Source organism: Clostridium sp. 'White wine YQ' (genome assembly GCF_028728205.1).
Lineage (GTDB): Bacteria > Bacillota > Clostridia > Clostridiales > Clostridiaceae > Clostridium_T.
Window position 1 is genome coordinate 1380214 of sequence record NZ_JAQYUU010000001.1, and the last position, 13074, is coordinate 1393287.

Genomic DNA, 13074 nt, shown 5'->3' on the forward strand with positions numbered 1-13074 from the left:
TACATAGGATAAAAGTCTTTCCTATGAATATGAATTTGGAGGTAAACCCCATGTCTATTTTTACTGGTGCAGGCGTTGCTATAATAACCCCCTTTAATAATGAAGGCGTTAATTTTAATAAACTAGAAGAACTAATTGAATGGCAAATACAAGAAGGAACAGATGCTATTATTGTTTGTGGCACAACTGGTGAAGCTTCTACCATGACGGAAGCAGAACGTAAGGCTACTATTTCATTTACTGTAGAAAAAGTGAATAAGCGCATTCCTGTAATTGCAGGTACTGGAACAAACAATACAAAAGCTTCCATTGAAATGAGTGTTTGGGCAGAAAGCATAGGAGTTGATGGTGTTTTAGTTATAAACCCTTACTATAATAAGACTTCAAAAAGAGGACTATTTGAACATTTTAAAGCCATAAACGATTCTATCAATATACCAATCATAGTTTATAATGTTCCATCAAGAACTGGTATGAATATTACCCCTAAATCTTTAGAGGAACTTACTAAGCTCAAAAATATTGTAGCAGTTAAAGAAGCTTCAGGTAATATAAGCCAAATTGCAGAAATTGCATCTAAATTAAGAGGAAAAATAGATATATATTCAGGAAATGATGATCAAATACTCCCAGTATTATCTTTAGGTGGTAAAGGAGTAATATCTGTCTTATCAAATATTGCACCTTCTGTTGTTCACACAATGTGTAGTCGTTATTTTGATGGAGATTTACAAGGTGCCTTAGAATTACAATTAGATTATCTAACTCTTACAAATAATTTATTTATTGAAACAAATCCTATACCTGTTAAAACAGCCTTAAATTTAATGGGTTATGAGGTTGGTAATCTAAGACTACCACTTTATGATATGGAAGAAGAAAACAAGAAAAAATTATTAGAATCTTTAAAAGAACATGGTCTTGTAAAGTAGGAGGACTATTATGATAAAAATATTACTACATGGATGTTCAGGAAGAATGGGAAAAGTTATTACTGCTACAAGCGAAAACTTTCCCAATTTAGAAATTGTAGGTGGAATTGATAGGTATGCAGCTCCAGAACTTAAATACCCAGTTTTCTCATCTTTAGATGAATGTAATTTAGAATATGATGTTTTACTAGATTTTTCATCTGCTGCAGCTCTAAATAATTTGCTCAACTTTTCTGTAAAGAACAATAAACCAATTGTTATATGTTCAACAGGCTTTGATGAAGAAGCCTTAAAATTAATAAGTACTACATCAAAAACTATTCCAATATTCCGCTCAGCTAATATGAGTATAGGAATTAATTTAATAAATAATATATTAAGAAAAGTAACTCCATTTTTATATGATAATTATGATATAGAAATTATTGAAAAACATCACAATCAAAAATTAGATTCTCCATCTGGTACAGCTGTATTATTAGCTGATACTATTAAGGATTCAATCAAGGAAGAGGCTCATTTTGTAAATGGCAGAGATGGACTTGCAAAAAGACAACATTCAGAGATTGGAATTCATGCTGTAAGAGGTGGTGGTATTGTAGGAGATCATGAAGTTATTTTTGCAGGTACAGGAGAAGTTATAGAACTTACCCATAAAGCAATATCAAGAGAAGTATTTGCTGTTGGTGCTTTAAAAGCTTGTGAATATATGGCTGGCATCTCTTCACCTTCGCTTTATAATATGGATGATGTATTGAATCTTAATTTTTAAAAAGTACTGCTATATGCAGTACTTTTTTATATATTACCAAAATAAAAAAGAGGCCAAAAGCCTCTTTTTATTAATATTAATGTTTAGCTATAGAAACTTTGTCAAAGTATACGAATCCTAATGGAGAAACTCTTAATCCTTTAACATAGTCTTTAACACCTTTAACTGCAGTATAGTAGTAAATTGGTGCTATTGGAAGATCTTTCATTAATAGATCTTCTGCTTGATGCATATAATCTGATCTCTTAGCTGCATCTGTTTCTGATTTAGCTTTTTCAATTAAAGCATCATAATCTGGGTTCTTGTATCCAGAGTCATTTTGACCTGAATCAGAAGTCCACATATCTAAGAATGTCATTGGATCAACGTAGTCACCTAACCAACCACCTCTAGCAAGTTCATAGTTCTTTTGCTTTCTAGTAACTTGGAATACTTTCCATTCTTGGTTTTTAAGTTCAACATTAATTCCTAAGTTCTTCTTCCACATATCTTGTATAGCTTGAGCTATATCTTTATGACCACCTTCAGAGTTATATAATAATTCTAAAGTTGGGAATCCTTTTCCATCTGCATAACCAGCATCAGCTAATAATTGTTTAGCTTTAGCAACGTCACCTTCTGGATTAAAGTATTGCTTACCAGCGAAGTCTTTTCCATTTGCATCTGAAATACCTTGTGGTACGAATGAGAATGCTGGAATTTGACCACCCTTAGTTACTTTATCAGTTATATCTTTTCTATTGATAGCAAGGTTTAATGCTTCTCTAACCTTAACGTTTGCTAAAACTTTAGCAGCATCTGCATTTACATTTTTAGCATTATCAGAAACATTGAAATGATAGTAGTATGTTCCTAAGTTAGGGAAGTTTGTAGCTGTTTTATCAGCTAAAGCATTTTGTACTTCTACAGATGGAACTGTATCAGTCATATCAAGATCTCCAGCTTTGTATGATGCCCAAGCAGAAGTTTCATCTTGGATTAATTTATAGTCGATTTCAGTTAAGTTAACATTTTTAGTATCATAATAGTTATCATTCTTAACAAAAGTGATAGAATCCTTTGGCTTCCATTCTTTCATTTTAAATGCTCCATTAGTGATATAAGTTTCAGGTTTAGTTGCCCAATCCTTATCCTTTGAAACTACATCTTGTTTTACTGGGAAGTAAGTTGGGAATGCCATTAATGATAAGAAGTATGAAGTTGGTTTTTCTAACTTAACTTCAAGAGTTTTATCATCTATAGCTTTAACTCCTACATCTTCTTTCTTAGCTTTTCCAGTGTTGAATGCTTCACCATTCTTTAGGTAATACATTTGGTAAGCATATTCAGCAGCTGTAGCTGGATCTAATGCTCTTAACCAAGCATATTCGAAGTCCTTAGCTGTTACAGTTGAACCATCTGACCACTTAGAATCTCTTAAGTGGAAAGTATAAGTTAACCCGTCAGCACTTACATCATATTTTTCTGCAACTCCTGGAATTGGTTTATCCTTATCATCTAGTTTCATTAATCCTTCAAATGCATTAACCATAACGATTGAACCATCAACCGCAGAGTTTAATGCTGGATCTAAAGTTTTAGGATCTGAGCCTAAGTTATATTTAATAACTTGAGCAACGTTAGCTGATGCATCATCTTTCTTTCCACATCCAGCTAAAACTGATAAGCTTAATGCTACTGCTAAAGAAGTAGCAAAAACTCTTTTTAACTGAGTCTTTTTCATAAATTTTCCCCCTTAATAAATTATTTATAATAATTGCTTTGCAATTATAAGCTTAATATAAGTGACAGGCAACAAAGTGACCGTCTCCAACATCCTTCATTTCTGGATCTACTTCAGCACAAATAGGCTTAGCATATTTGCATCTTCCTCTAAATCTACATCCTGGTGGAGGATCAATAGGTGAAGGAATATCTCCTTCTAAAACTATTCTCTTCTTCTCCTTAGCTTCATCTGGATCAGGAATTGGAATTGCTGATAATAACGCTTGTGTATAAGGATGAAGTGGTTTAGCATAAAGTTTATTGCTCTCCGCTTTCTCAACCATTCTACCTAAATACATTACCCCAATATGAGTAGAAATATGCTTAACCATTGACAAATCATGTGCAATGAATAAATAAGTTAATCCTAATTCTTCTTGTAATGTCTCAAGCATATTAACTACTTGTGCTTGAATTGAAACATCCAAAGCTGAAATTGGCTCATCGCAAACAATAAAATCAGGTTCAACTGCTAGTGCTCTAGCTATTCCTATTCTTTGTCTTTGTCCGCCAGAGAATTCATGCGGATATCTGTTAATATGATCTCCATTTAATCCAACCTTATTAAGAAGATCTCTTACTCTATCTAATTTTTCATTACCTTGCAATATTTTGTGAATATCCAAAGCTTCAGCAACAATATCTCCTACGGTCATTCTTGGATTTAATGATGCATAAGGATCTTGGAATATCATCTGCATTTTTTTTCTATAAGGTATCATTTCTTTAGAAGATAAATTAGTAATGTCCTTACCATCATAAATTATGCTACCTGCTGTAGGATTATATAGCTTAAGTACAGTTCTACCAGTTGTAGTTTTACCACATCCTGACTCCCCTACTAATCCTAAAGTTTCACCTCTATTTATGGAGAAACTAACTCTATCAACTGCTTTAACATAGCTTTTTTTAGAAAATATCCCTTTGTTTGCAGGAAAGAATTTACTTAACTCTTTTACTTCTAAAATTACTTTATTTTCTTTCATTGGTTACTCTCCCTTCTTTATAGGTGACTCTACTTTAGGCGCATTTGGATGATTTAACCAACAAGCAGCTCTATGATTTTCACCAATTTCCATTAATGGTGGTTGATTTTCTAAACATACCTTCATAGCATATTTACATCTAGCCGCAAAAGGACATCCAGCTGGTGGATTTAACAAATCTGGTGGTTGTCCTTCAATAGGAGTTAATTTTTCTTTTAATAGTTTTTTAGGATTAGGTACACTACCCAAAAGACCCCATGTATAAGGATGTCTAGGATTGTAGAATATTTCTCTAACATCACCTGTTTCAACTATTAATCCACCATACATTACATTTATTTTTGAACATACATCTGCTACTACTCCTAAGTCGTGAGTAATTAGAATTATTGATGTTCCTAATTCATCTTTAAGTTTTTTCATAAGCTCAAGTATTTGAGCTTGTATAGTTACATCTAATGCTGTTGTAGGTTCATCTGCAATAAGTAGTTTTGGTTCACATATAAGTGCCATTGCTATCATAACTCTTTGTCTCATACCACCTGAGAATTCATGAGGATATTGTTTCATTCTTTTCTCTGGTGAAGGAATACCTACTAATCCTAGCATTTCAATTGCTTTCTTTTCAGCATCAGCTTTTGATACCTTTTTATGTTTTATATAATGCTCTGTAAGTTGTTGTCCAACTGTGAAAACTGGATTTAAGCTTGTCATAGGATCTTGGAAAATCATTCCCATTTCATTTCCTCTGATTTTTTCCATTTCCTTTTCACTAAACTTAGTTATATTTTTTCCGTCGAAGTCTACTTCTCCTCCGGTTATTTTCCCATTTTCTTGTAATAATTTCATAATACTCATCATGGTAACACTTTTACCACAACCTGATTCTCCAACTATTCCTAATGCTTCCCCTTTTTCAAGTGAAAAAGAAATTCCTCTTACAGACTTAACTTCTCCAACATGAGTGAAAAAGGAGGTTTTCAAATCTTTAACATCTAGTAATTTACTCATTTTCTTTCCTCCTACTTTCTCATTTTAGGGTCTAAAGCATCACTTAATCCATCTCCAAATAAATTAAAGGCTAAAATGATTAAACAAATCATTAAAGATGGGAAGAATAATTGATATGGGAAAAGGTAAATAGCTCCCATAGCATCACTAGCCAATGTTCCTAATGAAGCCTTTGGTGCAGAAATACCAAGTCCTATAAAGCTTAAAAATGCTTCAGTAAATATAGCAGAAGGTATTAATAATGTCATAGTAACAATAATTGAACCCATTGCATTAGGGATTAAATGTCTAAATATTATTCTACTTCCTGATGCTCCTAAAGTTTTAGCAGCTAAAACAAATTCTTGATTTTTAAGTTGAAGGATTTCTCCTCTTACAATTCTAGCCATGTTTAACCAGTATGTAACAGCAAGTGCTATTATTATACTTGTTAAATCACTTCCACCAGACTCACCAGGTTTACTTAATACTGTCATTAATAGTACAACTATAATTGTTGTTGGAATAGCATATAATATATCTACTATTCTCATCATTATATTATCAATTCTACCACCAAAATATCCTGATATTCCTCCGTATATAATTCCTATAACTATGTTTATAACAACTGATACGAAAGCTATTATCATTGAATATCTTGCACCATACATACATCTAACGAATACATCTCTACCTAATTGGTCTGTCCCAAACCAATGAGTACCAGATGGTTTTAAATTTGCTGCGTTTAAATCATTGTTAGCATAATCAAATTTAGAAAAACTAGGTACAAAAATTGCTAACAAAGTAATTATTACTATTACAACTAAGGATATAAGTGCAACCTTATTTCCTTTCAATCTTCTCCATGCATCTTGCCAATAAGTTACTGAAGGTCTAGCGATCTGTTCAATTTTCTTTTCTTCACTACTTAATGGCTCAAATAATTCTTTTGAAAATTCCACTTTATTCCCTCCAATTCTATGATTCTGAGTTTTCTAGTTTTATCCTTGGATCTATAAAAACGTACAAAATATCTACAACAAAGTTTGCAACTATTAGGAATATACAAAAGAATACTGTTACTCCCAGTAAAGTTGTATAGTCTCTATTTGTAACAGATTGAACAAATTCTCTTCCAAGACCAGGGATCGCAAATATTTTTTCTACAACAAAAGACCCTGTAAGAACTGCTGCAATTAGTGGTCCCATATAAGTTACTACTGGAATCATCGAATTTTTAAGCGCATGTTTAAAAATTACTGTAGTCTCGCTCAAACCTTTCGCTTTTGCAGTTCTTATATAATCAGCTTTTAGAACATCAATAAGTCTGTTTCTTGTTAATCTTGTAATAAATGCTGTAGAAGAACCTGCAAGCGCTATCACAGGCATTACATAATTCTTAGCACCCGAGAATCCTGTGGCAGGAAGTAGTTTCCATTGAACTGCAAAGTAATAAATTAATACCGCTGAAATAACGAAACTCGGTATTGTAACCCCTAGGGTAGCTAGGAACATACAAAATTGATCCTGCCATTTCCCTTGTTTTAAAGCGGAAATTATCCCCAATAAAATACCTACAATTAAAGAAGCTACTATTGATAATGCACCAACTTTTGCAGAAGCTGGGAATGAATAATTTACTATCCAATTTACTGTTCTACCAGGATAAGTAACAATTGAGTCACCCAAATCCCATTTAACTAAATTACCCAAGTAATTAATATATTGTTCACCAAGTGGCTTGTCCAATCCATATTTAACTTCTAAATTCTTTTTTGTCTGAGCAGTCATTTTTTCACCATCAAATGGACCACCAGGCATGAATCTCATCAAGAAGAATGTAGCTGAAACAACAACCCAAATGGTTATTATGCTTGCAACCAATCTCTTAAGCACATACTTTAACATTTTATTCCTCCTCTTTACCTTTCGCCAAATACATACAAATAATTCAATTACAATTATATTATATTATTGTTAAAAGTCAATATAATATAGTAATAATTATTAACTTTCATTAGTACTTTGTTAAATTACTATTTATTTTTTTGACTATTTCTCATATACAAGTATAAAAACAGAAAACGTTTGTATCCTTTAATATCAGCCATTTCTAGTTTTCAAGTTCTTAATCAGTCCAAATCATCTCCTTAATTTAATATGGTTATAAACATTAAAATTGATAAAAATATATACTTATAGATATCATTTTAATATTTTTGTAAAAATATTAAAATAGTGTTTTATCACGTATAAACCTAATAATAATTTTAACCATTTCTTGAAATAATTTCAATAAAAATATGTTTATATTAACATTATACTACTATTATTTACCTAATTAGAATATATTTATCTTAATTTAATAAATGTATTTATATAAAAAGAAGATGTTTCAAAATTGAGTAATTAATACTACTTATGAAACACCTTCATTGGCATCTTTCTTTATACACTATATTTCCGATATAAATTGTTCAATTATATCCAATGCTTTTATTAAACTTTCTTTAGAATAACAATAGCTTATTCTAAAAAATCCATCACCTGCTTCTCCAAAGGCATCCCCTGGAACACAGGCAAGCTTCTTTTCAAATAGAAGTTTTTCACAGAAATCCTTAGATGAAATATTATATTTCTTAATGGATGGAAATATATAAAACGCCCCTTTAGGTTTTACTACATCCATCCCCATACTTTTTAACCTATTATAAACCAAATCTCTTCTTTCTACAAATGATTTTTTCATTCTCTCCAAATCTTCTAATGCCAAATCAAATCCATAATAAATTCCCCATTGAATAATTGATGGAGCACATGAGACATTATACTGATGTACCTTCATAATTTCCTTCATATATTTAGATGTAGCTCCAATAAAACCTATTCTAAGTCCAGTCATAGAAAACATCTTGGAGAATCCACCTATGTATATAATATTATCTTTTAATTCTTTAACTTGAGCAATCGAATAATACTCATCATAGCATAAAGAACTATAGATTTCATCTGTCAATGCAATTATATCATATTTTTTAATTAATTCAGCTATTTTTTTTCTATCTTCCAAAGATAAAATTGCTCCAGTAGGATTTGAAGGATAGGATAATATAATTTTTCTGATTTCATATTTCTTGATTTTTTCTTCTATATCTTCTATATTCAAAGTAAAATCTTCATTTAAGTTATATTCTATAGGCTCACTATCAATTATTTTTAATATATTCTCGTATGCAGGATACCCAATAGCTGGCACTAACACTTTTTCACCTGGCTCAACTACTGCTGATAATACAGAATATAATCCTTCACTTCCTCCAATAGTTATGCATATTTCATCTGCTAAGAATGAAATTCCTAAACTTTCAAGATATGAAGATATTCTTTCTCTTAGTGGCAGAATTCCTGCATTTGAAGTATATTCAGTCTTATTTTCTTCTAATGCTTTTACTATTCCAGCCTTAATGCTCTCTGGCACATTAAAGTCCGGCTGTCCAAGTGTCAATGATATAGCTCCATCTACTTCATTAACTAAATTGAAAAATTTTCGAATTCCTGAGATTTCAACTTTTTCGACATTTTTATTCATTAAAATTCAATCCCCTTTCTAGCACTTACACCTTTTGAGAAATAATGTTTTACTTCAACCATTTCTGTTACTAAATCTGCTCTTTCAATAATGGATTGTGGTGCATTTCTTCCCGTTAATATAATTTCTGTTTCATTTCTTTTATTCTCAAATAAATTAATTATATCACTTTCATTTAGAAAACCATTCTTAAGCACTCCAAATATTTCATCCAGTATTAACACATCACATTCATTGTTTTTCAAGAGCTCTAACGCATAATTATACTCATTATTAATTTCAATTTTAAGTTCTTCAATTTGTTCTTTGTTTAAATTCCATACGAAATCTTTTCTGCTCTCCATTCGTATAAGCTTAAAATTTTCTACAAGATTTCCTAATATTTTTAATTCACCAGTTTCATTACTTTTTAAAAATTGAATCATTATAACGTTAAGTCCATTTCCAGCTGCTCTAATCCCTTGACCAATAGCTGCAGTTGACTTACCTTTTCCATTGCCTGTATATATCTGAATCATTCCATTTTCTAGTTTCATTTGATTCACTCCTTAGTAATATTTTATGTAAAAATGAATAATTTGCATTTTCCCCCTTTTAAGAGTACTAATAATTGTTTATAATTATACTTATTATAGCATAATTTACATACAAAATTCATTGAAGGGGTGATCACATGAGTTATAATTTTACAGATCCATATGAAATTGCAAGATTTATAAAAGAAGCTAAAAAGTCAACACCTGTTAAAGTGTACATAAATGGAGATTTAAGTGGCTGTGATTTTGGAAATATTGAATGGTATGGATCAGCAAATTTTTATGTTCTATATGGAGAAAGCGATGAAATCACAAAATTAATTCTTGATAACAAAGAAAAAATCAGACATTTCAGAGATGAAATAGATAGAAGAAATTCTGCAGTACCTATGTTAAACTTACTAGAGGTTGATGCAAGAATTGAACCAGGTGCTATAATAAGAGACAAAGTAACAATTGAAAAAAATGCTGTAGTAATGATGGGGGCAGTAATAAATATAGGCGCAGAAATTGGTGAAGGTACAATGGTTGATATGAATGCTGTTGTAGGAGCTAGAGGAAAACTTGGCAAAAGAGTTCATCTTGGGGCTGGAGCTGTTGTTGCTGGGGTTCTAGAACCACCTTCAAAAGAACCATGCATTATAGGCGATGATGTTCTTATAGGAGCAAATGCAGTTATCCTTGAAGGAGTTAAAATAGGTAACGGTTCTGTTGTTGCAGCTGGCTCTGTTGTTGTGGAAGATGTTCCAGAAGGTGTAGTAGTTGCTGGAACACCTGCAAAGATCATTAAAGAAGTTGATGATAAGACAAAGGATAAGACAAAAATATTAGATGATTTAAGAAAATAAGAAAATTAAACCTGGATATATATCATATCCAGGTTTTTTATACCTATAATCCCTATCTCTTTAATATAAAAACTATTTGCTACGCTCCAAATGAAGTATTTTCTTGCAAACTCTGACTTTCTTCATTTTCAAGACAGCTTTCGTCTTCTTTTTGAACTTTTTCCATTTTAGAAATAGAAACTTCATAAGCAACTTTCTTTATGACTTGATTTTCCCCAACCTTCTTTTGATATTCTCTACTTTGAAGTCTTCCCCAAATTCTAATATTGTCCCCTACCTCTAGTGTTTGACAAAATCTTGAATTTCTACCCCATGCAATTGTAGGAATGTAATCTGACTTATTATATGCTCTATTAACTGCTAGTAATAAATCAGCTATTTCTCTTCCAAATGGAGTTGTTCTGTAAACTGGCTCTTTACAAACGTATCCATCTAGGAAAATCTCATTAGGATTTTTACTTCTTTCTAGACATGGAATAATATTTCTTGCAAATACAGTTAATATTAATCTGTTAGAGCCATCAACAAATTTATTATAGCTTCTTAACTGTCCCTCAACTATTATATCCATCCCTATCTCTAATTCTATTTCAGTTAAAAGTCTTTCAGAAACTGTTATACTTAGAACATCAACGGAATCTGATAGTCTTTGAACCTCCATATTAAAGCTGTAAAATCCCTCACCATACATCTCATGTGAAAATTCTAATTTTGATAATACTTTCCCCTCTAAATAAATCTTATTGTTTAACATTAAATTGTCCATCTTTACCCCTCTCTCCATTAGTTTTTATAAAAACTTTATCAAAAGCCAATTATAGGAAATTTTTAGATATACATCAATTATAATACAATTGTTTTTATTTTTTCAATAAAATTGATTAAAATTCACAATTAATTTTTATAAAAAAATAGTTATTTATATAATATTTAGCACAATTAATATTAAATAATAAATTGAATTTATACAGTATATTACCAGCTTTTAAATATATTATCGTAATATTCTAATTATTTTTTACAATACTTGTGAATTTTGTCTCGTACTTATTATTATTATAATTAATGATAAAATATTAGCCTTTTAATCTATATATATTATGTTTATTTAATATTCATTACTTACAAACCCAATATTTTGTGCTATAATTAAAAAAGTAAATTCAAAATACACATTATAGACTTTTCGATATCAATTTATTATATATATTCAATGGAGGGCAATATGAAGGAAAACACTCTAGAATTAGCTGAAAATAAGTTAATACTTTTATATATAGTTAAAAATATAAAATATCCATTAACCAAAACTCAATTAACTGATTTGGTTTTAGAAACTAGTTTTATAAACTACTTCACTCTCCAACAATATATAAATGATTTAGTTACAACTGATTTCATTAAATATGAAGAGGTTAATGAAAAAAGTTTTATTCATTTAACCCCTAAAGGAAATAGCGTATTAGATTTCTTTGGAGATAGAATATCTTCATCAAAATTATCAATTTTGGATGATTATATTAAAGAAAAAAGTGAAAAAATTAAAAAGGAGCTTACTATTCATAGTGACTACACCCTAGATAATAACAACTCCTTTTTGGTTAATCTAAAAGCATTAGAAAATGACTCCTTATTAATTGATATTAAATTAAGTGTTGCTTCAAAAAAGCAGGCTGTTGACCTTTGTCATAAGTGGAAGGAAGACTCTTCTGAAATTTATACTAAAATAATCAATGCTTTAATCCAGTAAGTTATAATAAACCATATCATTAGGTTCTTTTCCTAAAGTTATGGTTTTTTCTATTTCTCTAGCTTTATTTATTATATATAGTTTATTTTTAAAGTTATCTGCAACATATACCCTGTCTTTAACTTCAATAATCCCTCTTGGCATACCGCCAATTCTAATATCTGTATACTCCTCATTATCTAGATTCAGAAATCCTACAGTTCCCTCTTCAAAATTTGAAACATATATAAAATTTTCGCCGTAATAAAAATCTACTGGCCCAAATCCAACCTTATATTCATATAGTTTTTTACCACTTCTAATATCATACTTAGATATACTTCCTCTTTTGTTTAGCCCTAATTTACTTTCACATACATATATATCCTCTTCATTTTTAGATATATAACATTTTGTAGGTGTTTCTTCAACCTGTATACTCATTATCTTCTCGTCTTGGTTACAATCAAAAACAGTGATTTCATTTGAATCCATATTTACAATTGATGCTTTACCAGATTTATTTATATACATATAGTGAGGATATACCCCTAGAGATATTTCTTTCATAATTTTCTTGCTTATTAAGTCTATTATAATCAAACTATTACTTTCACCACATAACACATAACCTTTATTGCAATAAACCTTGATATCATTTGGATGGGATCCGATATATAGGTTTTCCATTTCTTTTTTTAATCTTATGGAAACTACTGATAAGGAATCACCATAACTATTTGCTGTAATAATATTTTCTCCCCATAAGCATAATCCGTGTGGGCCTGAGGGACATTCTCCTAAGACTATCGGGCATACTATTTGCTTATAATTATTTATATCTATAAAACTTAACGAATTAGAAGCAGTATTACAAACGCAAAGTCCTTCCACCTAAATTCACCCTCCTTATCTTTTGTAT

At 30.5% G+C, this 13074-nt stretch carries 13 protein-coding genes; 4 read left to right on the top strand and 9 right to left on the bottom strand.

The features are described from left to right. The first annotated feature begins 50 nt into the window (after window positions 1-50). Both dapA and dapB read left to right on the top strand, forming a co-directional pair. Window positions 51-932, top strand: coding sequence for a 4-hydroxy-tetrahydrodipicolinate synthase (gene dapA, locus PTZ02_RS06985; RefSeq protein ID WP_274227074.1), 882 nt, complete (start codon window positions 51-53; stop codon window positions 930-932). A gap of 10 nt (window positions 933-942) precedes the next feature. Next, entirely contained in the window at window positions 943-1704 is a 762-nt protein-coding gene (gene dapB / locus PTZ02_RS06990; protein ID WP_274227075.1) for a 4-hydroxy-tetrahydrodipicolinate reductase, read from the top strand. 76 nt (window positions 1705-1780) lie between these two features. Here dapB and PTZ02_RS06995 read toward each other — a convergent pair whose 3' ends face one another. From PTZ02_RS06995 to PTZ02_RS07025, 7 genes are all read right to left on the bottom strand, one after another. Continuing rightward, on the bottom strand, window positions 1781-3427 hold the full coding sequence (locus PTZ02_RS06995) for a peptide ABC transporter substrate-binding protein (RefSeq protein WP_274227076.1): 1647 nt from the start codon (window positions 3425-3427) through the stop codon (window positions 1781-1783). A 52-nt stretch (window positions 3428-3479) separates the two neighbouring features. Then, window positions 3480-4454, bottom strand: a complete 975-nt coding sequence (locus tag PTZ02_RS07000) for an ABC transporter ATP-binding protein (RefSeq protein ID WP_274227077.1) — start codon at window positions 4452-4454, stop codon at window positions 3480-3482. Between the two features lie 3 nt (window positions 4455-4457). Further along, window positions 4458-5465: an ABC transporter ATP-binding protein gene (locus PTZ02_RS07005; protein WP_274227078.1), complete on the bottom strand. Its 1008-nt coding sequence runs from the start codon at window positions 5463-5465 to the stop codon at window positions 4458-4460. Between the two features lie 11 nt (window positions 5466-5476). Further along, window positions 5477-6412: an ABC transporter permease gene (locus tag PTZ02_RS07010; protein ID WP_274227079.1), complete on the bottom strand. Its 936-nt coding sequence runs from the start codon at window positions 6410-6412 to the stop codon at window positions 5477-5479. 16 nt (window positions 6413-6428) lie between these two features. After that, on the bottom strand, window positions 6429-7358 hold the full coding sequence (locus tag PTZ02_RS07015; RefSeq protein WP_274227080.1) for an ABC transporter permease: 930 nt from the start codon (window positions 7356-7358) through the stop codon (window positions 6429-6431). A 547-nt stretch (window positions 7359-7905) separates the two neighbouring features. Further along, the gene (locus PTZ02_RS07020) at window positions 7906-9039 is read right to left on the bottom strand and encodes a pyridoxal phosphate-dependent aminotransferase (RefSeq protein WP_274227081.1); all 1134 of its coding nucleotides are present in this window, start codon (window positions 9037-9039) and stop codon (window positions 7906-7908) included. Further along, window positions 9039-9575 carry a cob(I)yrinic acid a,c-diamide adenosyltransferase gene (locus tag PTZ02_RS07025; RefSeq protein ID WP_274227082.1) on the bottom strand — a complete coding sequence of 179 codons (537 nt, stop codon included), beginning with the start codon at window positions 9573-9575 and terminating at the stop codon, window positions 9039-9041. Before PTZ02_RS07025 ends, PTZ02_RS07020 begins: the two co-directional genes overlap by 1 nt. A 137-nt stretch (window positions 9576-9712) precedes the next feature. On the opposite strand from PTZ02_RS07025, the gene dapD reads away from it, so the two are divergent. After that, window positions 9713-10423, top strand: coding sequence for a 2,3,4,5-tetrahydropyridine-2,6-dicarboxylate N-acetyltransferase (gene dapD / locus PTZ02_RS07030; protein ID WP_274227083.1), 711 nt, complete (start codon window positions 9713-9715; stop codon window positions 10421-10423). Between the two features lie 79 nt (window positions 10424-10502). Here dapD and PTZ02_RS07035 read toward each other — a convergent pair whose 3' ends face one another. Then, window positions 10503-11189: a single-stranded DNA-binding protein gene (locus tag PTZ02_RS07035; RefSeq protein WP_274227084.1), complete on the bottom strand. Its 687-nt coding sequence runs from the start codon at window positions 11187-11189 to the stop codon at window positions 10503-10505. A gap of 459 nt (window positions 11190-11648) precedes the next feature. On the opposite strand from PTZ02_RS07035, the gene PTZ02_RS07040 reads away from it, so the two are divergent. Then, window positions 11649-12173, top strand: coding sequence for a DUF4364 family protein (locus tag PTZ02_RS07040; protein ID WP_274227085.1), 525 nt, complete (start codon window positions 11649-11651; stop codon window positions 12171-12173). Here PTZ02_RS07040 and PTZ02_RS07045 read toward each other — a convergent pair. After that, window positions 12162-13046: a YncE family protein gene (locus tag PTZ02_RS07045; RefSeq protein ID WP_274227086.1), complete on the bottom strand. Its 885-nt coding sequence runs from the start codon at window positions 13044-13046 to the stop codon at window positions 12162-12164. The two genes, PTZ02_RS07040 and PTZ02_RS07045, sit on opposite strands and share 12 nt — an antisense overlap. Window positions 13047-13074 lie beyond the last annotated feature (28 nt).

Coding starts and splice junctions, on each gene's coding strand:
- dapA (WP_274227074.1), top strand. CDS start 51: ATGTCTATTTTTACTGGTGCAGGCGTTGCTATAATAACCCCCTTTAAT.
- dapB (WP_274227075.1), top strand. CDS start 943: ATGATAAAAATATTACTACATGGATGTTCAGGAAGAATGGGAAAAGTT.
- PTZ02_RS06995 (WP_274227076.1), bottom strand. CDS start 3,427: ATGAAAAAGACTCAGTTAAAAAGAGTTTTTGCTACTTCTTTAGCAGTA.
- PTZ02_RS07000 (WP_274227077.1), bottom strand. CDS start 4,454: ATGAAAGAAAATAAAGTAATTTTAGAAGTAAAAGAGTTAAGTAAATTC.
- PTZ02_RS07005 (WP_274227078.1), bottom strand. CDS start 5,465: ATGAGTAAATTACTAGATGTTAAAGATTTGAAAACCTCCTTTTTCACT.
- PTZ02_RS07015 (WP_274227080.1), bottom strand. CDS start 7,358: ATGTTAAAGTATGTGCTTAAGAGATTGGTTGCAAGCATAATAACCATT.
- PTZ02_RS07020 (WP_274227081.1), bottom strand. CDS start 9,039: ATGAATAAAAATGTCGAAAAAGTTGAAATCTCAGGAATTCGAAAATTT.
- PTZ02_RS07025 (WP_274227082.1), bottom strand. CDS start 9,575: ATGAAACTAGAAAATGGAATGATTCAGATATATACAGGCAATGGAAAA.
- dapD (WP_274227083.1), top strand. CDS start 9,713: ATGAGTTATAATTTTACAGATCCATATGAAATTGCAAGATTTATAAAA.
- PTZ02_RS07035 (WP_274227084.1), bottom strand. CDS start 11,189: ATGGACAATTTAATGTTAAACAATAAGATTTATTTAGAGGGGAAAGTA.
- PTZ02_RS07040 (WP_274227085.1), top strand. CDS start 11,649: ATGAAGGAAAACACTCTAGAATTAGCTGAAAATAAGTTAATACTTTTA.